Annotated in this window: 3 protein-coding genes and 1 pseudogene; all 4 read left to right on the forward strand. The window is 75.4% G+C overall.

The annotated features are described in order from the left end of the window. Window positions 1-3 precede the first annotated feature (3 nt). Window positions 4-5325, forward strand: a pseudogene (locus tag ACFIMZ_RS35420) (type I polyketide synthase); the annotation flags it as partial. A gap of 299 nt (window positions 5326-5624) precedes the next feature. Beyond that, window positions 5625-6053, forward strand: coding sequence for an acyl carrier protein (locus ACFIMZ_RS35425; RefSeq protein ID WP_431825915.1), 429 nt, complete (start codon window positions 5625-5627; stop codon window positions 6051-6053). After that, window positions 6053-14956, forward strand: coding sequence for an SDR family NAD(P)-dependent oxidoreductase (locus ACFIMZ_RS35430; protein ID WP_431825916.1), 8904 nt, complete (start codon window positions 6053-6055; stop codon window positions 14954-14956). Before ACFIMZ_RS35425 ends, ACFIMZ_RS35430 begins: the two co-directional genes overlap by 1 nt. 10 nt (window positions 14957-14966) lie before the next feature. Continuing rightward, complete coding sequence (locus ACFIMZ_RS35435) at window positions 14967-23855, forward strand: SDR family NAD(P)-dependent oxidoreductase (protein WP_431825917.1); 8889 nt, start codon at window positions 14967-14969, stop codon at window positions 23853-23855. Window positions 23856-23866 lie beyond the last annotated feature (11 nt).

The raw sequence follows: 23866 nt of genomic DNA on the forward strand, positions 1-23866 counted from the left end.
GACATGGACAAGGACCTGCTGCTGCAATCGATCCGGACGATCCGCGAACTGAAGACGCGGCTCGCGCAGGCCGAGCGCGGCCATCGCGACGAGGTGGCGATCGTCGGCGTGTCGCTGCGCTTTCCGGGCGGGGTGACGGATCTCGACGCGTACTGGGCGCTGCTGCGCGAGGGCCGCAGCGGCGTGATCGAGGTCGATCCGGACCGCTGGAGCAACCGGCAGTTCGTCGATCCCGACTACGCGGCCGCCGGCAAGCTGGTGACGCCCTACGCGGGCCTGCTGGAGCGCATCTACGACTTCGACGCCGAGTTCTTCGGCCTGTCCGCGCTCGAGGCCGAGAACCTCGATCCGCAGCAGCGGCTGCTGCTCGAACAGAGCTGGCTCGCGCTCGAGGACGCCGGCTTCGACATCGGCCGGCTGCGCGGCAGCGATACCGGCGTGGTGGTCGGGATCGGCAGCCAGGACTACGGGATGGCGCTGCTCGCCGATCCCGCGCACGCCAACCCCTACGTGGCCTCCGGCAATTCGTTCAGCATGGCGGCCGGGCGCCTGTCGTACTTCTATGATTTCAGCGGCCCGTCGCTGTCGATCGACACGGCCTGCTCGTCGTCGCTGGTCGCGGTGTACGAGGCCTGCCGGCGGCTGCAGCAGGGCGAGTGCGGCCTCGCGCTGGCGGCCGGCGTCAACGCGATGCTGACGCCGCACGCGGGCATCAATTTCTCGCGCGCGCGGATGCTGACCCCCGAGCGCGACTGCCACACGTTCGATGCGCGCGCGAAAGGCTACGTGCGCGGCGAGGGCTGCGCGGTGCTGGTGCTCAAGCGGCTCGCCGACGCGCAGGCCGACGGCGATCGCATCCACGCCGTGATCAAGGGCGTGGCGATCAATCACGACGGCCACAGCAGCGGCCTGACCGTGCCGAACGGCTCGGCGCAGCGCGCGGTGATCCGCGCGGCGCTGCAACGCGCGGGCGTGGCGCCCGGCGAGGTCGACTACGTCGAGGCGCACGGCACCGGCACGCGGCTCGGCGACCCCATCGAGGCGCATGCGATCGCCGACGTGTACGGCGACGCGCGCGAGGCCGGCCGGCCGCTCGCGATCGGCGCGGTGAAGGCGAACCTCGGCCATCTCGAGGCCGCCGCGGGCCTGGCCGGGCTGATCAAGGCGATGCTGGTGGTGCGTCACGGCGAGGCGCCGCCGCAGCCCGGTTTCGACACGCTCAATCCCGCGATCAGCTGGGACGCGGCGAAATTCGAGGTCGCGCGGCGGCCGACGCCGCTGCCGCCCACCGACGGGCGGCCCTGGCAGGCCGGCGTCAGCAGCTTCGGCTTCAGCGGCACCAATGCGCATGCGATCGTCGCGGCGCCGCCGTCGGCACTGCAGGCGCCGGACGATGCGCATGCGGCCGCCGGCGCCGCGACGGCCGGCGCTCACGTGCTCGCGCTCAGCGCGAAGACGCCCGATGCGCTGCGCCGGCACGTCGACGAGACGGCCGCCTACCTGCGCGCGAAACCCGCCGCCGAACTGGCCGCGATCGCGCATACGTCGACGCGCCGCCGTGTCGCGCTCGGCGAGCGGATCGCCGTGACGGGGCGCGACGGCGTCGAACTCGCCGCGCGGCTGGAACGCGCGCTGGCCGAACGCGAACCGCGCCGCGCGCCGGGCCGCGTCGTGCTGTTCCTGTCGGACGACGGCGCGGCGGACGACGCGTCGCTGGCCGCCACGCATCGCGCCTGGCTCGCGCGCTGCGCGTCGTTCGGCCTGTTCCCGGAAGCGGTGGCGGTGCGCGGCATCGAGCCCGCGTTCGTGCGCGCGTGGCTCTGGCATCGCGACGAGCCGGCCGGCTTGCCGTACCGGACCGGCGCGGCGGGCCACGATCTGCATGTGATCGCCGCGAACGAGGCCGTCGCCGGTGAACCGCGCGCCGGCAGCCCGGCCGACGCGTTCGACGGCGCGCAGGTGCTCGCGCTCGGCGCGCCGCCGTGCCCGTTGCCGGCCTCGGCGCGCTGGCACCGCATCGACGACGACGCGGCGCTGCGCGCGACGCTGGCCGCGCTGTTCACGGCGGGTGTCGAGGTCGACTGGACGCCGCTCGATGCGCGGCGCCATCCCGTCGTCGCCGATTTCCCGCGCCGGCCGTTCGCGCGCCGCACGTTCCGCTCGCCGCGCATCGACGCGGCGCTGGCCGCGGGCGACGCGCCGCGCGAGGCCGCGCTCCATCCGCTCGTGCGCGACCGGCTCGCGCATCCCGACGGCCGCGTGAGCTGCCGCCTGCGCACCGCGACGGCGTGGCTCGATTTCATCGACGGGCACCGCGTGCAGGGCCGGCGCCTGCTGCCCGCGTCGCTGCTGCTCGAACTGATGCGCGCGGTCGCGGCCGATGCGCGCGGCGCGGCCGTCACGCTTGCGGATGCGCAGTTCCAGCGGCCCGTCGATCTCGATGCCGCGCCCGCCGACTATCTGGTTCAGGTCGACGCGCCGGCCGAGGGCGCGCGCGTGTCGTTGTGGAGCCGGGCGGCCGACGACGCGGCGGCGCCGTGGGTCCGGCACGCAAGCGCCGCATGCGGGCTCGCCGATGAAGCGGACGGGGCGGACGAGGCGGACGATCGCGACTGGCCCGCCGCCGGCTGGCGCGCGCTCGACGTCGCCGCGCTTTACGCGCATCACGAGGCCGGCGACGTGTCGCTCGGCGAGGATTTCCGCTGCCTCGGCGCGTTGCGCGTGCAGGGCGCGCGCTGCGAGGCCGAGGTCGGCCCGGTGCGCGCCGCCGGCTACGACGCGCCGCAGCGCGCCGCGCTGCTGATCGACGCCTGCCTGCAGGCCAGCGCGGCCGCGCGCGACGCGGACGACGGCCTGTTCCTGCTCGCCGGCGTCGGCGAGGTCGCGTTGCCGCCCGCCGCGGCGCTGCCCGACAGCTTGCGGGCGCGGCTCGTGCGCGAGGCTTGCGACGACGGTTACCGCTTCACGATCACGTTGGCCGATGCCGACGGCCGGCCCGTCGGCCGGCTCCGCGACGTGCTGTTCCGGCGCGTGCAGGCGGCGCCGTCGCGTGTCGCGCCGGTCTACGAGACCGGCTGGGAAGCCGTCGACTGGCCGCCGCGCGCCGCCGCGAGCGTGCGCGAGGCGCTGCCGGCGCCCGACGCGCTGGACGGCCTCGAGCCGTCCGCCACCTGGGCCGCGCGCTTCGGGCTCGACGCGTACGATGCCTATCGCCAGCAGATCGAACAGGCCTGCGCCGGCATCGTCGCCGATACGCTGGCCGCGCTCGGGCACGATGGACCCGATGGCCCCGATGGCCCCGATGCCACCGATGCCACCGATGCCACCGATGCCACCGATGCCACCGATGCCGCCGATGCCGCCGATGCCGCCGATGCGATCGCACCGGCCCAGCAACGGCTGTTCGCGCATCTGCTCGCGGTGTGTTCGCGCGGCGCCGGCGCGCAGCCCGCGCCGGCGGATGCGGCCGCCGCGCGGCTCGATGCGGTGGACGCCGCGTTCCCGCAGTTTCGCGGCGAGACCGATTTCCTGCGCCGCTGCGCCGACGCGTTGCCCGACGTGCTGCGCGGCCGGCGCAATCCGCTCGAGGTGCTGTTCGGCGGGTCCGCGTTCGACGGCAGCGAGGCGGTGTACGTCGAGTCGCCGATCGCGCGCGTGCTGAACGGCCAGCTCGCGCAGTGGGCCGCGCGCCTCGCCGCGCACCGGCCGCTGCGGATCGTCGAGATCGGCGCCGGCACGGGCGGCACCTCGCGCACCGTGCTCGACGCGTTGCGCGAGATGCCGGTGGAGACCTACTGCTACACGGACGTCTCGCCGCTGTTCCTCGAACGCGCGCGGCCGCGGTTCGGCGAGGCGGGCTACATCGACTACCGCCTGCTCGACATCGAGCGGCCGATCGCGGACCAGGGGTTCGCGGCCGGCTCGTTCGACCTCGTGATCGCCGCCAACGTGCTGCATGCGACGCGCTCGATCGCCGACACGCTGCGCCACGTGCGCGACCTGCTCGCGCCGGGCGGCTACCTTCTGCTGCGAGAATGCACGGCGCCGCGGCTCAGCGCCGACCTGAGCTTCGGCATGACCGAGGGCTGGTGGCGCTTCGAGGATCACGCGCTGCGCGCCGACTACGCGGTGCTGTCCGTCGAGCAATGGCGGCGGCAGCTGGCCGAGGCCGGCTTCGACCTCACGCGCGGCCTGCCGCCGAGCGACGCGAGCGCGGAAGCGCTGATCGTCGCGCAAGCCCCGGCCGCCGGTCGCGCCGAACGCTGGCTGGTGGTCCACGACGGGCAGGGCGCCGGCTGCGTCGCGCAGCTCGCGCGCGAGCAGGCGTCGTACCGCGAACTGTCGTGGGCCGACGCGCTCGCGGCCGATCCGGCGCGCGACGCGTTCGACCGGATCGTCTGCTTCGCCGATGCCGGCGAGCGCGAGAATGCCGATCCCGTCGCGGCGGCCACCGCGCAGTACGAGGCGAGCATCGCGCTGTGCCGGCGCTGGCTCGGCGCCGACGCCGCGCCCGGCGCGCGGCTGTGGTGCGTGACGCGCCAGGCGGAGCGCGCCGTCGATGCCGACCGCGTGGACGGGCTCGCGCAGTCGGTGGCGGCCGGCGTGCTCAAGTGCGCGTCGCTCGAATTCCCCGGCCGCATCGCGGGCGTGGTCGACCTGGCGGCCGAGCCGGCCGATTTCGCGCCGCTGCTTGCGCATTTCCGTGATCCGGGCGCGCTGCGCTACGTCGCGGTGCGCGGCGGGCGGCCCCATGTGCCGCGTCTGCGGCCGGCCGATGCCGGCGTGGAGCGCGCGGCCGTGCCGTTCGACGGCGCGGTGCTGATCACCGGCGGGTTCGGCGGGATCGGTCATGCGCTCGCCGAGGCGCTGGCCGCGCGCGTCGAGACGCTGGTGCTGGTCGGGCGCCGCGGCGACGGGCCCGACCGCGACGCGCGCGTCGCGGCGTTGCGCGCGCGCGGCGCGCGCGTGATCGCGCTGGCCGCCGATCTCGCCGATGCGGGGCAGGTCGCGGCGCTGTTCGCGCGGCTCGCCGCCGACGGCGTATCGGTCGCGCACGTGATCCACGCGGCCGGCGTCGGCGGCAGCCGGCCGCTTGGCGAGAGCGCGCGCGGCGACTTGCGCGAGGTGGTCGACGCGAAGCTGGCCGGCACCTGGCACCTGCACGCGCATGCCGGCCCGGCCCTGAAATCGTTCACCGTCCTCTCGACCATGCTCGCGCTGTGGGGCGCGCGCGAGAAGGCGCACTACACGCTCGCCAATCACTTCGCGGAACGCGTCGTGGCGTGGCGCCGCGCGCGCGGCCTGGCCGCCTCGGTCGTGCATCTGGGCCCCGTCGACGGCGGCATGCTCGATGCGGCCGGCAAGGCCGCCGCGGCGCGCGTCGGCGTGCGCAGCTTCACGCTGCGCGAGGTGGCCGGTGGCTCGCCGCGCCGGTGCCGCACGCCGGCGCCGCGCTGCTCGACATCGATTGGGCGCGCTTCAAGCCGATCTACCGCCACGGCTGGCTCGACGCGCTGTTCGCCGGGGTGGGCGCGACCGCCGACGCCGGCGCTGACACGGCAGCCGCGGCCGACGGCGCCGCCGCGTTCCGGCGCGCGTACGCGGCGGCCGGTTACCGCGAGTCGATGCTCGACGACTTGCTGCATGCGCTGCTGCGCGAGGTGCTGGGCCTGTCGGGCAGCTTCGCCGCGTATGCCGGCACCGGCTTCCACGATCTCGGCATGGATTCGCTGCTCACGCTGTCGTTCGCCGAGAAGCTCGGCGCGCGCGCCGGCGTGCCGGTGTCGTCGGTCGACGTGTTCGACAACGCGAATCCGGCGCGCCTGCGCGGCTGGCTCGCGGCGCGGCTGAAGGCGCTCGACGCGGCCGCCACGGCGAGCGCCGACGCGCCGGCCGCCGCCGTGCGGCCGCTCGATTCAGCGGCTGCGAGTTCGGCTGCAACCCCGGCCCCCGCGCCCGTTTCCCCCGCCGCGAGCGATGCCGCGCGCGACGCCACGACCGATGAAATCGAACGCGAGCTGCAGATGATGCAGGCGCTGCTGGAGGATCGCTGATGGAACCGAAAGACCACGACCTGCTCGCGAGGCAACGCGACGCCATCCGGCAGGGCATGCAGAAGATCCAGGCGCTGTCGGCGCGTCTCGACCAGCCGGTCGCGATCGTCGGCATCGGCTGCCGGATGCCCGGCGCCGATTCCCCCGAGGCGCTCTGGGCGCTGCTGCGCGACGGGCGCGAGGCGCTCTCCGAGGTGCCGGCCGAGCGCTGGGACCTGGACGCCCATTACGACGCGACGCCGGGCACGCCCTACAAGACCTACGCGCGCCGCGCCGGCTATCTCACCGGGGTCGACCGCTTCGACGCGCGCTTCTTCGGCATCTCGCCGCGCGAGGCGCAACGCATGGACCCGCAGCAGCGGCTGCTGCTCGAGGTCAGCCACCAGGCACTCGAGGACGCCGAGCTGCCGGTCACGGCGCTGCGCGACCAGCCGGTGGGCGTGTTCGTCGGCATCAGTTCGGGCGAATACGCGGTGATGACGTTCGGCAAGGACCGCGCCGACAGTCAGGATGCCTATTCGATCACCGGCACGTCGATGAACTCGGCCGCGGGCCGGCTCGCCTATCACTACGGGTTCAACGGCCCGGCGCTGGCGATCGACACGGCGTGCTCGTCGTCGCTGGTCGCGATCCACCAGGCGTGCCGCAGCCTCGTCAACGACGAATGCCATACCGCGCTCGCGGGCGGCGTGAACTGCCTGCTGACGCCCGAGCCGTCGATCGCGCTCGCGCAGAACAAGGTGCTGAGCGCGAGCGGGCGCTGCAGCCCGTTCAGCGCCGAGGCCGACGGGCTGGTGCGCGGCGAGGGCTGCGGGATGCTGGTGCTCAAGCGCCTCGACGACGCGCTCCGGGAGGGTTGCCGGATCCTCGCGGTGATTCGCGGCAGCCACGTGAACCAGGACGGCGCGAGCAGCGGCCTGACCGTGCCGAACGGCTATGCGCAGCAGGCGCTGATCGCCGCCGCGCTCAAGCGCGCGAAGCTCGCGCCCGGCGCGATTGGCTACGTCGAGGCGCACGGCACCGGCACCGCGCTCGGCGATCCGATCGAGATCAAGGCGCTGCAACAGGCGCTGGGCGCCGGCCGCGGCGCCGACGCGCCGGTGCTGATCGGCGCGCTGAAGGCGCACATCGGCCACCTCGAGGCGGCGAGCGGCGTGGCCGGCGTGATCAAGACCGTGCTCGCGTTCCGCCACCGGCTGCTGCCCGCGCAGATCAACCTGGGCGCGCCGACGCCGCACGTCGACTGGTCGTCGGGCGGCGTCGCGGTAGTGCGCGAGCCCACGCCGATCGCGTTCGGCCCCGACGCGCCGTACTACGCCGGCGTCAGCAGCTTCGGCTTCAGCGGCACCAACGCGCACCTGATCCTGCAGGACCCGGTCAGCGCGGCGCCGGCGCGCGCGGGTGCGGGGGCCGATGCCGGCGCGCCGCCGCCGCCCGAGGCGGCGCGTTTCGTCGGCGTGTCCGCGAAGGATCCGGTCGCGCTGCGGGAGCTGGTCGCGCGCTGCCACGCGTATTTCCGCGACGCGCCCGACTGGGCCGCCGCCTGCGACGCGCTCAACGCCGGCCGCGCGCACTACGCGCACCGCGCCGCGTTCGTCGCGAAGGATCGCGACGCGCTGCTCGCGCAACTCGCGCAGGCGATGGACGCGCCGGCCGACGCCGGCCCCGATGCGGCGCCCGCAGAGCCCGCGCTGGCCTGGCTGTTCACGGGGCAGGGCTCCCAGTACGCGAAGATGGGCCGCGCGCTGTACGACACGCAGCCGGCGTTTCGCGCCTGCCTCGAAGCCGCCGATCGCGCGCTCGCGCCGCATCTCGGCGAATCGGTGCTGCCGGTGATCTGGGGCGAGGCCGGCGCGCTCGACAGCACGCGCTACACCCAGCCGGCGATTTTCGCGCTGCAGTACGCGCTCTCGCACTATCTCGCGGGGCTTGGGCTCGCGCCGCGCTACGTGCTCGGCCACAGCATCGGCGAGTACGCGGCGGCGGTGCTGGCCGGCGTGTTCGGCCTCGACGACGCCGCGCGCATGATCGTCCAGCGCGGCCGGCTGATGGAGGCGCGCTGCGCGCCGGGCGGCATGCTCGTGCTGCTGACCGACGCGGCCCGCGCGGCGGCGCTCGCGCGCACGGCGGGCGGCGCCACGCTGGCGGTGGCGAACGGCCCGGCGAGCCGCGTCTACGCCGGCCCGGCCGATGCGATCGAACGCCTCGCGAACGCCGCGCGCGCGGCCGAGGTGCGCTGCGTGCCGCTCACGGTCTCGCATGCGTTCCATTCGCCGATGATGGAGCCGATGCTCGCCGAGTTCGCCGAAGTCGTCCGGCAGACGCGCTTCTCGCCGCCGCGCATCGCGTTCGTCTCGACGGCGCTGGGCCGGCTCGCCGCCGGCGAGGTGACCGACCCGGGCTACTGGGTCGCGCACGTGCGCGACGCCGTGCGCTTCGACGCGGCGGTGGCCGCGTTGTGGGCCGACGAGGGCTGGCGCGCGGCGCCGGCACGGCTTGCGATCGAGATCGGGCCGAACGAGCAGCTGATCGGCATGGCGCGGCAGATGGCCGGCGCCGACGGCGCGCAGTGGTACGGCTTGCTGCGCCCGCGCGACGACCTGACGTCGTTCGCGCAGACGATGCGCGCCGTCTACCTGGCGGGCCTGCCGCTGCGCTGGCCGCGCGGTTCGGCGCCCGATGCGGCGCGGCCGGCCTTGCCCGGCTACCCGTTCCAGCGCCAGCGCTACTGGCTGCCTGACGGCGTGCCGCACGCGGCGCGCGCCACGGTGCGCGAACCAGCCGGCACGGGGATCGGCTATTCGGCCGATGATGCAGCCGACGGCGTGACCGACTACGCGATCGACTGGGTGGCCGCGCCGGCGGCGGCCGAGCCGCCGGTCGGCCGCTGGCTGCTGTTCGTCGGCGACGCCGCACTGGCCGCCGCGCTCGATGCGCGCCTCACGCAGGGCGGCGCGCTCGTGACGGTCGGCTGCGCGCTGACGCCGGTCGGCATCGCGGCGCTGGCCGGCGACCTGTCCGACTTCGACGCGGTGCTGGTGTGGCCGGGCGAACCGGCGCCGGCGCAGGCGCCCGGGCCCGCGCCGCTGGTCGGCCTGCTGTCGCTGGTCGCGGCGATCGACGCGATGCCGGCCGCGTGCCGTCCGGCGGTCCACTGCATCGGCGACGCGCACGCGTCCGGTTATCGGCCGCTCGCGTCGGCGCTGGCGGCGCTGTGCCGCTCGCTGCACGAGGAAGTGCCCGAGCTGCGCGTGACCATGACCGGCGTCGATGCCGCGCTCGATGCCGCCGCGCGCGCCGACGCGCTGGCCGGCGAGCTGGGCCTCGAGCGCGGCGCCGAGCACGAGCGGTGGATCACGGCCGAGGGCGCCCGCGTGCCGCGGCTCGTCGAAGCCGCCGCCGTGCCGGCCATGGGCGCGAGCCTGCGCGCCGATCGCTGCTATCTGGTCACGGGCGGCACCGGCGCGCTCGGCGCGCTGTTCGCGCGCGCGCTGATCGAGGCGGGCGCACGCGACGTGGTGCTGACCTCGCGGCGCGGCCCGGCGGCGGAGCCGCCGGCCCTGCGCGCGCTGGCCGACGCGCGCGGCGCGCGCCTTGCCGTGATCGCCGCCGACGTGGCCGACGCCGCGTCGGTCGAGCGCCTGTTCGCGCAACTCGCGCGCGGGCACGCGCCGCTTGCGGGCATCGTCCACGCGGCGGGCCAGCTGGCTGACGCGGCTTACGCGCGGCTCGACGCCGACGCGTTCGGCCGCGTGTTCGACGCGAAGGTCACCGGCGCGTGGCTGCTGGACCGCGCGAGCCGCGGCGCCGAACTGGATTGCTTCGTGATGCTGTCCTCGATCGCGGGCGTGCTCGGCGCCCCGGGGCAGGCCAACTACGCGGCCGCCAACGCCGCGCTCGACGCGCTCGCGCGGCGGCGCCGGGCCGAGGGGCTGCCGGCCCTGAGCCTGTGCCTGGGCGCGGTGGCCGGCGAGGGCATGGCGGCCGACCCGCGGGTGGCGCGCCAGTTGCAGCGCGCGGGGGTGCGCGCGATCGATCCGGCTTGGCTGCTGGCGCGCGGCGCGCAGTGGTTCGCGCATCCCGGGCCACAGGCGATCGTCGGCGCGTTCGACTGGGCGCGGATCGGCGCGACGCCGCGGGCCGCCGCGCGGCCGCTGCTGCGGGCGTTCGTGGCGGCGCCGCGCGAGGCGGCGGGGCCGTCGTTCGCAGCGGCCGCGCCGGCCACGCACACGCCGGGCGAGGTCGACGCGTTGCTGCGTGAATCGATCGCGTCGGTGCTTGACTTGCCCGATCCGGGCGCGATCGGCGCGCACGAAACGCTGCATGCGCTCGGCATGGACTCGATCACGCTCGTCGAGCTGCGCGACCTGCTGGCGCGGCGGCTCGGCCGCGAGCTGCCGTCGCGGCTGCTGTTCGATTTTCCGCAGGTCGGCCAGCTCGCCCGGCGGCTGGCGCAGGGCCAGGCCGACGCGCCGCGCACGCCGGCCGCCACGGTTACGGCCACGGCCACGGCAACAACGCCGCCGCGCGCGGCGGCCGGGCGCGAGGACATCGCGGTGATCGGCATCGGCTGCCGCTTCCCCGGCGGCATCGATTCCCCGGACGCGTTCTGGGCCGCGCTCGGCGAGGGCCGCGACCTGATCGGCGAGATCGACGCGCTGCGCTGGGACGCGCCCGCGCTGCTGCGCGCCGGCGCGCTGACCACCACGCGCGCCGGCGTGCTCGACGGCGTGGACCAGTTCGATTGCGACCTGTTCGGCATCACGCCGCGCGAGGCCCAGTGCATGGACCCGCAGCAGCGCTTGCTGCTCGAAACCGGCTGGGAGGCGCTGGAGCGCGCCGGCTACGATTTCGCGTCGGGCGGGATCGCGGGCGGCGTCTTCGTCGGCCCCGGCCCGAACGACTATGCGCGCCGCTTCGCGACCGGCGCCGACGCGCTGTCGCACCATCACAGCACCGGCAACGCGCTCAGCGTGACGGCCGGCCGGCTCGCCTTCGTGCTCGACTGGCAGGGGCCGGCGCTGGCGGTCGACACCGCGTGCTCGTCGTCGCTGATGGCGGTGCACCTGGCGGTGCAGGCGCTGCGGCGCGGCGAATGCGGGATCGCGCTGGCGGGCGGCGTGAACCTGCTGCTGTCCGCTGAGACCTCGGTGCTGCTCTCGAAGGGCGCGATGCTCGCGCCCGACGGCCACTGCAAGACCTTCGACGCCGCCGCCGACGGCTATGTGCGCAGCGAGGGCTGCGCGATGGTGGTGCTCAAGCGCCTCGACGACGCGCTGGCCGCGGGCGACGACGTGCTGGCGGTGGTGCGCGGCTCGGCGGCCAACCAGGACGGCCATAGCCAGGGGCTGACCGCGCCGAACGGGCAGGCGCAGCAGCGCGTGCTGCGCGACGCGCTGGCCGACGCGGCGCTCGATCCCGCGCGCGTCGGGCTGCTCGAGGCGCACGGCACCGGCACGCCGCTCGGCGATCCGATCGAGTTCGCGGCGGCGCGCGCCGTGTATGGCGATGCCGCCGGCCGCGACGCGCCGCTCTGGATCGGCTCGGTCAAGACCAATCTCGGCCACGCCGAGGCGGCGGCGGGCATCGCGGGATTCATCAAGGCCGTGCTGTGCCTGCGCCACGAAACGATCGTGCCGCACCTGCATTTCACGCGGCCGAACCCCGAGATCGAGATCAGCGACGCACCGATCCGGATTCCGACCGAGCCGGCCGAATGGCGCGGCGCCGGGCGCTGCGCGGCGGTCAGCTCGTTCGGCTTCAGCGGCACCAACGTGCACGTCGTGCTCGAAGCCGCGCCGGCTGCCGCGCCGGTCACCGCCCCACGCGCCGCGGACGGCCCCCCGGCCGCGCTGCGGATCTCGGCGGCGAGCCCCGCCGCCTTGCGCGCGTATCTGGCCGCGTACCGGAACCGGTTGGCCACGCTGCCGCCGCAACGCTACGGCGCGCTGGTCGCGCAGGCCGCGCGTCGCGCGCGGCTCGCCTGCACGCGCAGCTTCGCCGCCGCGAACGCCGCCGAGGCGCTGGCCGCGCTCGACGCCGCGCTGGCCGAAACCGGCGGGGACGCGGAAGCCGGCGCGGGGATCGGCCGCGACCTGCCGCGTGGCGACGCGCCCGACGCGCCCGTTTACCCGTTCGACCGGCAGCGCTTCTGGCTCGCGCCGCGCGTGGCGGACGCGTCCGTGCCGGCGGCGCCGTTCGGCCTGCGCGTGACGGCGAAGGACGCGCGCCAGGTGATCTACGCGGTCGACTACGTGCGCCAGCCGCCGTTCCGGCTTGACGACCACCTCGTCCACGGCGAGCGCGTGGTGCCGGCCGCCGCGCACCTGGCGCTGATCGTCGGGATGCTGACCGAGCTGCGCGGCGAGCAGGGATGGGTGCTTGCCGACGTCGTGTGCGAGGCGGCGCTGATCGTCGGCGCCGACAGCGAGGCCGTGCGCTACGTGTTCGATGCGTTGCCCGATGCCGACGGCGGCGGTGCGGCGTATCGCGTCGAGGTGCTGTCGGACGGCGACGGCCGCACGCGTCGCCACTTGCGCGCCGACGCCCGCGCGCTGCCGGCCGGCGCGCAGGCGGCGGAGCGGGCAGATGAGTCGCTGCCGCCGTCCGCCGCCGCGCTCGCGCGTTTCGACGGCGCGACGTTCTACGACCGCCTGTACGGCACCGAGATCCGCCTCGCCAACGCGTTCCGCAGCGTGGCGTCGATCGAGCAGCACGTCGGTCATGCGCGGGCCGAGATCGCCTGGCCGTGCGCGGCGGGGCAGCCGCTCGCGCCGGGCGTGCTCGACTCCCTGTTCCAGACCATCGCGCTCGCGACGCTCGCCGACGAGCCGGGCCGCAGCCACATGCACGGCGCGACGATTCCGTTCGCGCTCGACCGGCTCGTCGTGCATCCGCGCGCGGGCAGCGCGGCGGCGCCGGCGATCGCCAGCGCGCGGCTCGTCAGCGAGAGCGCCGACGGCGCGACCTTCGTGCACGACCTCAGCGTGGCCGATGCGGGCCAGCCGCCGTTCGTGCGCGTCGACGGCCTGCTCACCAAGCGCGCCGCCGCGACGCAATTGCGGCGCGCGGCCGAGCCCCTGCCGCCACTCGTCGAGCGCTGGGTCGAGCGCGCGCCGGCCGAAGCTGCGCCATCCGCCGCGCCGCGCCTCGTGCTGCTCGACGACGCGGCGCGCACGGCCGCGCAGTCGTGGCTTGCCGCATCGGCCGACGCGCTCGATGCGAGCGCGCTCGACGATGCCGCCGTGCTCGACGCGCTGGACGGCCGCCCGGCCGTGCTGCTGGCGGGGCTGCCGGCCGCGCCCGCCGACGATGCCGCGGCCGATGCCTGGCGTGCGCCGCTGCTGCGGTTCGTCGCCGCCGCGCGCCGCGCATCCCGGCTCGGCGACGCGCTCGAAGCGACGGGCGGCACGGTGCGCTTCGGCGTGCTGTCCGTGCGGCAGGCCGATCTCGATGGCGGCGGCGCGCCGCTCTACGGTTACGCGCTCGGCCTCTGCAAGTCGCTGAGCCTCGAATGGCCGGGGCGCGCCGTCACGCTGCTCGACGCGGACGCGCCGTCCTCGCGCGAGCACGCCGCCGCGCTCGCGGCCGAATGGCAGTCGCCGCGCGGCGACTGCATCGCCTGGCGCGACGGGCGCCGTTACGTGCGGCGCATTGCCGAACTCGCCGCGCAACCGGCCGCCCTGCCATGGCAACCGCGCGCCGACGGCCCCTGCCTGCTGACGGGCGGCCTTGGCGACCTGGCGGCCGAGACTTGCCGCTGGCTCGCCGCGCAGGGCGTGCGTCACGTGTGGCTGACGGGCCGCCGCGAACCCGACGCGGCGCTCGCGCGCCAGCTCGACGCGCTGCGCGACGCGACCGGCCTGCGCGTCGATTACCGCGCGTGCGACGTCGCCGATCGTGACGCGCTCGCGGCGGTCTTCGCGCAGGCGGCGCAGGACGGCCCGCTGCGCGGCGTTTTCCACTGCGCGGGCGTGCTCGCCGACGGCGCGTTCGCGACGCTCGACGACGCCGCGTTCGAGCGCGTCGCGCGTGCCAAGGTGCTCGGCGGCTGGAACCTGCACCAGCTCTCGCGCGGGCTCGATCTCGACGCCTTCGTGCTGTATTCGTCGCTCGCGTCGCTGCTCGGCTCGGCGGGCCAGGGCAACTACGCGGCCGCGAACGGCTTCATGGACCAGCTCGCGCATGCGCGGCACGCGCTCGGCCTGCCGGCGCTGTCGGTGAACTGGCCGGGCTGGGACGGCGTGGGGATGGCCGCGCGGGACGGCCGGCGCCATGCCGGCGAAGGGAGCGGCTTGCGGCGGCTGCCGCCGGCGCAGGCGCTCGGCGAACTCGGGCAGGCGCTCGCGAGCGGCCGCGCGCAGGTGGGGATCGCCGATGTCGACTGGTCGGCGTTCGGCCGCGACTGGCGCGCGACGGCCGCCGCGCCGGCGCTGGTGGAGGACTGGCTGGCCGTCCATCCGCAAGCCGCGATGCAACCGGCGTCCGTGCCCGCCGCCGCGCCTGCCGGCGACGCGGCCCGCGAACTCGACGCGGCGGCCGGCGGCGAGCGGCTCGACGTCGCGCGGCGCCATCTGGTGCGGATCGTGCGCCGGATCATGGCGCTCGATGCGGCGCGGCCGCTGGCCCACGACAAGTCGTTCCACGAGCTTGGCTTCGATTCGCTGATGGCGATCGAGCTCAAGCGCGCGCTGCAGGAAGACTTTCGCACCCGCGTGCCGGCGACGGTGATGTTCGACTACCCCGACATCGACGGCCTCGCGCACTGGCTGGCGGGCCCTGCGCAGGCGGCGGCATCGGCGCCGGCCGCATCGCCCGCGACGGGCGCCGCGGCCGCCGGCGCCGACGCGCTCGATCAACTGGACGAAGGCGAGCTGGCCGACGTTCTCGACAAATTGCTGTGAGGAGTCCGAGTTGAACGACTACAAGACATTGCTCAAAAGCTCGATCCGCAAGATCCAGGAACAGGATCGGCGCATCCGCGAGCTCGAGTCCGGCGTCGACGAGCCGGTGGCGATCATCGGCATGTCGTGCCGGTTTCCCGGCGCGGCGGACCCGGACGCGTTCTGGCGCGCGATCGAGGACGGCGCGGATACGGTCGCGACGATGACCGGCCAGCGCTGGGACATGGACGCCTGGCATGCGGACGACGCGCGCGAGGCGGGGCGGATCTACACGCGCCGCTTCGGGCTGCTCGACGGCATCGACGGCTTCGAGCCGGCCGCGTTCGGCATCTCCGAGGACGAGGCGCCCTACATCGATCCGCAGCACCGGCTGCTGCTCGAGGAGGCCTGGTTCTGCCTCGAGCGCGCGGGGCTGGACGTGAAGTCGGTGAAGGGCGCCGACATCGGCGTGTTCGTCGGCCAGATGAACAACGACTACGCGCGGCTGATCCGCCGCGCGGAGGACCTGAACCCGTACGTCGGCGCCGGCAGCGCGCCGAGCGCGGCGGCCGGCCGCCTGTCCTACGTGTTCGGCCTGACGGGGCCGAGCATCACGATCGACACGGCCTGCTCGTCGTCGCTGGTCGCCGTGCACCTGGCCAGCCAGAGCCTGCGCCTCGGCGAATGCTCGATGGCGCTCGCGGGCGGCGTGAACCTGCTGCTGAGCCCCGAGACGGCAGTGGGCGCCTGCGTCGCGCGGATGCTGTCCGCGCGCGGGCGCTGCAACACCTTCGGCAACGAGGCCGACGGCTACGTGCGGGCCGAAGGCTGCGGGCTGGTGCTGCTCAAGACCCTGTCGCGCGCGCGCGCCGACGGCGACACCGTGCTGGCGGTGATCCGCGGCTCGGCGGTGAACCAGGACGGCCGCAGCCACGGCCTCAGCGCGCCGAACGGCCCGGCGCAGGTGCAGGTGATGCGCGACGCGCTCGCGCGCGCGCACGTCGACCCGGCCGAGGTCGGCTACCTGGAGACGCACGGCACCGGCACGCCGCTCGGCGATCCGGTCGAGGTGCAGGCGATCGACGCCGTCTATGGCCGCGCCGAGGGCCGCCGCGCGCCGCTCGCGCTCGGCGCCGTGAAGGCCAACATGGGCCACGGCGAATCGGCCGCGGGCATCGCCGGGCTGATCAAGCTCGTGCAGCTGCTGCGGCACGATCGCCTGCCGCCCGTCGCGCATCTCGATGCGCTGAACCCGCATTTCGACGGCCTGAGCGACCAGCTGCTGTTTCCGAAGGGCGCCGCCGCCGCGTGGCCGCAAGGGCGCCCCGCGCTGGTCGCGCTGAGTTCGTTCGGCTATACCGGCACCAACGCGCACCTGCTGCTCGCGCGCGGCGACGAAGGCGCGGACGGCGCGCCCGCGCGGCTCGCGCACCGTTTCGAGCGCCGCCGCTACTGGCTGCCCGACTACATGACGGCGCGCGCCGGCGCGCTGCCGGCGCTGTTCGATCCGGTCCGCCATCCGTTCTTCGCGACCAGCATGAACGAGCCCGACGGCGGCTGCCTGCTGGCGGGCGAACTGTCGCTCGCGCGCCAGCCGTTCCTGCGCGATCACGTGGTGGCCGGCGACGTCGTGCTGCCGGCCAGCTGCTTCGTCGACATGGTCGCGCACGCGTGCGCGACGGCGCTCGGCGCGGCCGCGCGCATCGAGCAGATGAGCCTGCTGCAGCCCTGCGTGCTCGACGAGGCGCCGCTTGGCCTCTATTGCCGCGTCGGCGCGCGCAGCGGCGACACGGTGGCCGTCGACATCCTGACGCGCCGCGCGGGCCGCGACGACTGGCAGCACCATGTGCGCGCGAGCGTGCGTGCCGCGCGCGCGCCGAACGCGCGGCGCCATGACCTGGCGGCCGATCGCGCCGCCTGCCCCGCGCCGGTGTCGCCCGAGGCGCTGCGGCGCGCGGCGCGCGAGGCCGGCGTCGCCTACGGCCCGGCGTTTCGCGCGATCGACGGCCTCTGGCGCGGCCCCGGCGTCGCGCTCGGCCGCATCGTGCGGCCGGCCGCGCTGACGGGCGGCTGGAGCGGCCCGGGCCTGCACCCGGTGATGCTCGACGCCTGTTTCCAGGTGATCGGCGCCGCGGCCGCCGGCGAAGGCGACCCGGGCGGCGCGCGGGGCCTGTTCGTGCCGGCCGCGCTGCACGGCGTCGAGGACGCCGGGCACCGGGCGGCCGCGCTCTGGTGCGTGGCCCGCATCGTCGGGCCGGCGCCGGCCTGGGCCGACGACGCGCAGCTGCACGACTACCTGCGCGAGCGCGACACGTTCTCGGTGCAGTTGCGCGTCCATGACGACGACGGCCGGGAAGTGGTGTCGATCGAACGCTTCGAGGCGGCGCGCTACCGGCCGCGCCCGGCGGCCGAGGCGTGGCGCGACTGGCTGCTGGAGCGCCAATGGATGCCGTCGCGCGCGCGCCGCGCGGCCGGCTTCCCGCTCGCGGCGGCGGCGCTCGTCGCGCAGCTCGGGCCCGATGAGGGCGCCGCGTCGCGCGTGGTCTCCGCCACCGTGCGCCGCGGCTTCGACGAGATCACGGCCGGCTATGTCCGGCGCGCGCTCGACGCGCTCGACCTGACGCCGGCCCGGCTGCGCGCGGGCCTGCCGTCGCCGCAGGCGCTGGCGTCGCAGTACCTCATCGCGCCCGCCCATCACCGGCTGGTACGCCGGCTGCTGGCGCTGCGCGACACGCTGCCCGTGTCCACGCGCAGCACGCCCGAGCTCGAGGCCGAACTGCGCCGCGAGCTCGGTGGCGAAACGCGCGAGCTCGACCTGCTGGTGCGCTGCGGCGAGGTGCTCGCCGACGTGCTGCGCGGCCGGGTCGGCGCGCTGACGCTGCTGTTCGAGCCGGCGCAGGCGGCCGACGTCGAAGCGGTCTACCAGGACAGCGCGGGCAGCCTCGCGCTCAACGATCGCATCGCGGCGCTGGTCGCGCGGCTCGCGGACACGCTGCCCGAAGGCCGGCCGCTGCGCGTGCTGGAAGTCGGCGCCGGCACCGGGGCCACCACCAGCCGCGTGCTGCCGGTGCTGCGCGGGCGCGCCGTCGAATACGTGTTCACCGACGTGTCCGCGCATTTCCTGCACCGCGCCGAGGACAAGTTCGCCGGCGACGCGTTCGTCACCTACCGCAGCCTCGACCTCGAGGCGCCACCGGGCGAGCAGGGCTTCGACGCCGGCGAGTTCGACGTGGTGATCGCCGTCAACGTGGTGCACGCGACGGCCGGCATCGCGACCTCGCTCGCGCATCTGTCCGAGTGCCTGGCCGAGGGCGGGATGCTGATCCTGCGCGAAGTGACCGAGCCGCAGGCGTGGCTCGACGTGACCTTCGGGCTCACGCCGGGCTGGTGGAGCTTCACCGATGCCGGGCTGCGCGAGGACGGCCCGCTGCTCGACGCGGCGCAATGGGACCGCGTGCTGCGCGAACAGGGTTTCGAGCCGGCGCTCGCGACGCCCGAGGCCGGCCGCACCGAGAGCGTGATCGTCGCGCGCAAGGCGGCCGGGCGCTCGGGCGGGCACTGCGTCGTGTTCGCCGATCCCGACGACTGGTCCGCGCAGCTGGTGGCGGCGCTGCGCGGCAGCGGGCGCATCGTGTCGGTCGTGGGCGCCGGCGACGAAGCGCGGCCCGCACCGCTCGAACGCGATGATTTCGCCGGCCGGCTCGACGCGCTCGAAACGGCGCACGGCGCCGTGACCGAGATCGTCTATGCATGGTCGGCGCGCGCCGCGACGCTCGACGCGGCCGATCCGGCAGTCGCGGCCGAACCGTACCTGCGCGAGCCGCTCGCGCTGTGCCAGGCGCTGCTGCTGCCGCGCTGGCGCCAGCTGCAGGCAAGCTTCGTGACGGCCGGCGCGCAACCGGTCGCGGGCGGCGTGACCGAACCGCTGCAGGCGCTGCTGTGGGGCCATCTGCCGGCCTTCGTGAACGAGAACGCGCGGTTCGCGCGGATCGTCGACGTCGATCGCGACGAGCCGGTGGGACCCGCGCTGCTCGGCGCGCTCGCGCAGCGCGACGAATGCCAGATCGCGGTGCGCCGCGACGCGTGGTTCGTGCCGCGGCTGCGCGCGGCGACGCTGGTCGAGGCCGGCGCTCCGGTGGTGTCGGGCGACGCGAGCTACCTGATCACGGGCGGCTTCGGCGCGCTCGGCATCGAGACCGCCCGCGCGCTCGCCGCGCAGGGCGCCCGGCACCTGCTGCTGCTCGGCCGTCGCGTGCCCGCGTCGGCCGAGGCCGCGCTCGCCGGGTTGCGCGAACAGGGCGTCGCCGTGCATGCGCTGGTGGCCGACGTCGGCGACGAAACGGCGCTGCGCGATGCGCTCGCGAGCGTGCCGGCCGAGGTGCCGCCGCTGCGCGGCGTGGTGCATTCGGTCGGCGTGCTCGACGACGGCGTGGTCGGCCAGCAGAGCTGGGAGCGCTACCTGCGCGTGCTGCGGCCGAAGATGGCCGGCGCGCTGCTGCTGCACCGGCTGCTCGATGCGCGCGCGCTCGACTTCTTCGTGCTGTATTCGTCGGCGGCGGGGCTGATGGGCAATCCGGGCCAGGCCAACCATGCCGCCGCGAGCGCGTTCCTCGACGCGTTCGCCTGGTATCTGCGCGGCCAGGGCGCGCCGGCCGTCGCGCTCGACTGGGGCGCGTGGTCGGAGATCGGCGCGGCGGCGGCGCGCGACGTCGGCGCGCGGCTTGGCGCCGAGGGCTCGATCGCGGGCGTGATCGCGCCGGAGCAGGGCGCGGCCGTGATCGCGCGCCAGTTCGGCTGCGCCAATACGCAGCTCGCGGTGCTGCCGCTGGACCTGCGCCAGCCGGTCGACGCGAGCCGCCAGCCGCACGTGCGGCGCCTGCTCGCCGAACTGCTGGCCGACGCCGGCACGCGCGCGGCCGATGCGGCGCGCGACAGCGAAGGCGAGGCCGCCGAAGCGGGCGACGCGTGGCTGGCGCGCCTGCTGCGGATGAGCGTGCGCGAGCGTCGCCGTCATCTCGGCGACTATCTCGAGCAAACGGCGGGCGCGTTGCTCAAGCGTCCCGGCGCGATCGACGCGCAGGCCAGCCTGTTCGACCAGGGGCTCGACTCGCTGCTCGCGATCGACCTGCGCGGCACGCTCGAACGGCGCTTCGGGCTGAACTTCGAATCGACGCTGCTGTTCGACCAGCCGAGCGTCGCGGCGCTGACGGAATTCCTGCTCGGCGCGCTGGCCGAGCACGCGCCGCCCGCCGACGCGCCCCCGGCCGAAGCGGCGGTGTCCGCGCCGGCAAGCGCGGCCGCTGCCAGGCCGCTCGATGCAGGTCGCGACGTCGGCGACGCCGCCGGCGGCGCGATCGCGGTGGTCTCGATGGCCTGCCGCTTCCCGGGCGGCGCGAACTCGCCGGAAGCGTTCTGGGAGCTGCTCGCCAACGGCGTCGACACGGCCGGCCCGATCCCGCCCGAGCGCTGGGATCATTCGCGCTACTACGACAGCGAGAAGGGCAAGCCGGGCAAGGCCTACGTCGACGCAGGCTGTTTCGTCGACACGGTCGACCGGTTCTATCCCGAGCGTTTCGGCATTGCCGGCATCGAGGCGGAGCTGATGGACCCGCAGCAGCGCATGCTGCTCGACGTCTGCTACGAGGCGTTCGAGCGCGCGGGCATCGATCCGGGCTCGCTCGGCGGTTCCGAGACGGGCGTGTTCATGGGCGTGATGACGCAGGACTACCTGCAACTGACGCAGCACGTGCGCGAGCACGCGTTCTACGTCGGCACCGGCACCGCGAACAGCATCGTCTCGGGCCGCATCGCGCACGCGTTCGGCCTGATGGGGCCGGCGATGACGATCGACACGGCCTGCTCGTCGTCGCTCGTCACCGTGCAGCTCGCGTGCGAGCAGCTGCGCTCGGGCGCCTGCGACATGGCGGTGGCCGGCGGCGTGAGCCTGCAGCTGACGCCCGAGCCGCTGGTGCTCGAATGCGCGGGCGGGATGCTGTCGCCGAGCGGGCGCTGCCGCACGTTCGACGCGGATGCCGACGGCTTCGTGCGCGGCGAGGGCTGCGGCGTGGTGATGCTCAAGCGCCTGGCCGACGCGATCGCGGCCGGCGACCCGGTGGTCGGCGTGATCCGCGGCGGCGCGGTCGCGCACGACGGGCGCGCCGGCGGCCTGACGGTGCCGAACGGGCTGGCGCAGCAGCGCGTGCTCGAGAAGGCGCTGGCCGACGCCGGCATCGGGCGCGAGCGCGTGTCCTACGTCGAGGCGCACGGCACCGGCACCCATCTCGGCGACCCGATCGAGCTGAACGCGCTGCAGGCCGTGTACGGCAGGACGCCGCGCGAGACGCCGCTGCTGCTCGGCTCGGTCAAGACCAACATCGGCCATGCCGAGGCGGCGGCCGGCATCGCCGGGCTGATCAAGGTGCTGCTGTCGATGCGGCACGAGACCTTGCCGCCGCATCTGCATTACCGGCGCGCGAATCCCAATTTCGACTGGGCGCGCGGCGCGCTCGAAGTGGTCGGCCAGCGCCGCGGCTGGCACGCGGCGGCGCCGCTGGTGGCGGGCGTCAGTTCGTTCGGCCTGAGCGGCACCAACGCGCATCTGCTGGTCGAGCAGTACGTCGCGCCGGTGACGCTGCCCGATACGCCGGCCGGCTTCGTGCCGCTCGCGATGCTCTCGCAGGTCGATCGCGCGCAGCTGGCGGCCGACGCCGCGCGTTACGCGGAGGCGCTCGCGAACGGCGCCGAGGTGGCCGACGTCGCCTACACGCTCAGCGTCTCGCGCGCGGGCCATGCGGTGCAGGCGGTGCTGCCGGCCGGTTCGGCCGCGCAACTGCGCGACGGGCTGCTGGCGCTGGCGGCCGGCACCGCGCCGACGTTCGATCGGCCGGCCGCGCCGGCGCCGCTCGAATGGCGGCTCGGCGACGGCGGGCGGCCCGACTGGGCGGCTCGCGCCGTGCATTTCTATGACCTCTATCCGGCGTTCCGCGACGCGGTGGATGCGTGCGTCGACGGGCTGCGCGCGCGCGGCCGGGCGCCGACCACGGGCCGCGCGCTGTGCCTCGGCGACGCCGCCGCGTTCGAAGCGGCCATCCTCGTCTACGCGTTCGGGCGGCTGCTGCAGCGCCTCGGCGTGCAGCCCGAGCGCATTCATGCGCGCGGCCCGCTCTGCTTCGTGGCCGCCGCGCTCGGCGGCGCGCTCGACCCCGACGCGATGCTCGACGGCCTCGTGGCCGACGACGCGCGGGCCGTGCGCGATGCGCTGGCGCAACTGGGCGAACGCGAGAGCGAGGTCGCGCTCGCGTTCGAGCCGGTGCCGTCATGGCCGGCCGAGCTGAACGAGGCGGCCGCGCGGGCCTGCCGGGCCCACGCGCCGGCGCGCGGGACGCGGCGCGTGCCGGCCGTCGTCGTCCTGCCGTCCTGCGCGCTGGACGGCCGCCCGCTCGGCGGGCTGGCCGGGCTGGTGGCCGCGCTGCCGGCGCATGGCCAGCGCATCGACTGGCACGCGTATTTCGAGCCGTCGCGCGCGCGCCGCATCGAGCTGCCGGCCAGCCGGTTCCCGGCGCGCCGCTACTGGGTGCCGCAGACGCCGGCCGCGCCGGCATCGGCAACGGCGCCGGCCGCGGCCGGCATCGTCGCCGCGGATCTCGTCTCCGCGCGCGACGGCAGCCGCTACGTCGAATTCGCGCTCGATCGCGAGCGTCAGCCGTTCCTTGACGAGCATCGGCTCGGCCGCGACAACGTCCTGCCCGCGGCCGGCACGCTCGCGCTGGTGCTGCATGCGCTCGGCCGCGACGCGCTGGCGCACGGCGTCACGCTCGAGGACGCGCGCTTCCTGAGGCCGTTGCGGTTCGGCGCGCGGCTCGACGCGCAACTCGAGATCGGGGCCGACGGCCGCGCGTCGCTGCACGACCGGTCCGCTGCCGAGGGCGCCGCGCAGCCGTTCGCGACGGTCGCGAAGCTTGCGGCGGAGGGCGGCCCGACGCCGGCGCAGGCCGAAACCTGGCTCGCGAGCCTGCGCGCGTTGCGCGAGCAGGCGGCCGAGCGCCACGACGGCGACGCGTTCTATCGCGACCGCCTGCCGCCGCAACTGCGGCTCGGCCCGAGCTACCGGCGCATCGAACGGCTCGCCTGCGACGCCGGCCGCGCGCTGGCGGAGATCCGCGCGATCGACTCGGCCTTCGCCGTCGATCCGCGCGTGCTGGACGCCTGCCTGCAGGCCGTCAATGCGATCGACCACGCGTCGGACGGCGCAGCGGGCGCGAGCTACCTGCCGTTCGCGCTGCGGCGCGTGTCGATCGCCGGCTGGCCCGCGGGCGAGCGCTTCAGCTGCGTCGTGCGCCATCTGCCCGACGCGGGCGCGGCAGGCGAGCTCGTCTACGACCTCGCGCTCGTCGACGAGCACGAGCGCGTGTTCGCGGTGATCGAGCAGGCGCGGTTCCGCCGCGCCGCGCTGCCGGCGGCCGATGACGACGCCGCGACCGAAGCGCACGAAGTGCATGAAACGGCCGCCGCGCAGACCGCCCCCGACGACGCCCCCGCCGCGCTGCCCGACGATTTCGCGCAACTGGATCCCGACGCGCAGGAGCAGGTGGTCGCGACGCTCGTGCGCGACCTGCTCGTGCGGTTCCTGAAGATCGACGCGGGCGCGGTCTCCGACGAACGTCCGTTCTTCGATCTCGGCATGGACTCGGTGTCGGCCGTCGAATTCAGCGACCAGCTCGACGCGTGCTTCGCGCTCGACCTGCACGTCGACACGATCTTCGACTACCCGAGCGTGGCGAGCCTGACCGGCTACCTGCTCGAACGGCTCGCGGCGGCGCGCGCGCCGCACGAGCCGGCGGGCACGGCCGCGCAGGTGGATGCCGCGTTGCCGATCGACGAGCTGTCCGCGCTGCTCAGGCAAGAGATGGGCGACGACTAACCGCAATTCCC

This window comes from Burkholderia sp. F1 (assembly GCF_050813845.1).
Lineage (GTDB): Bacteria > Pseudomonadota > Gammaproteobacteria > Burkholderiales > Burkholderiaceae > Burkholderia > Burkholderia ubonensis.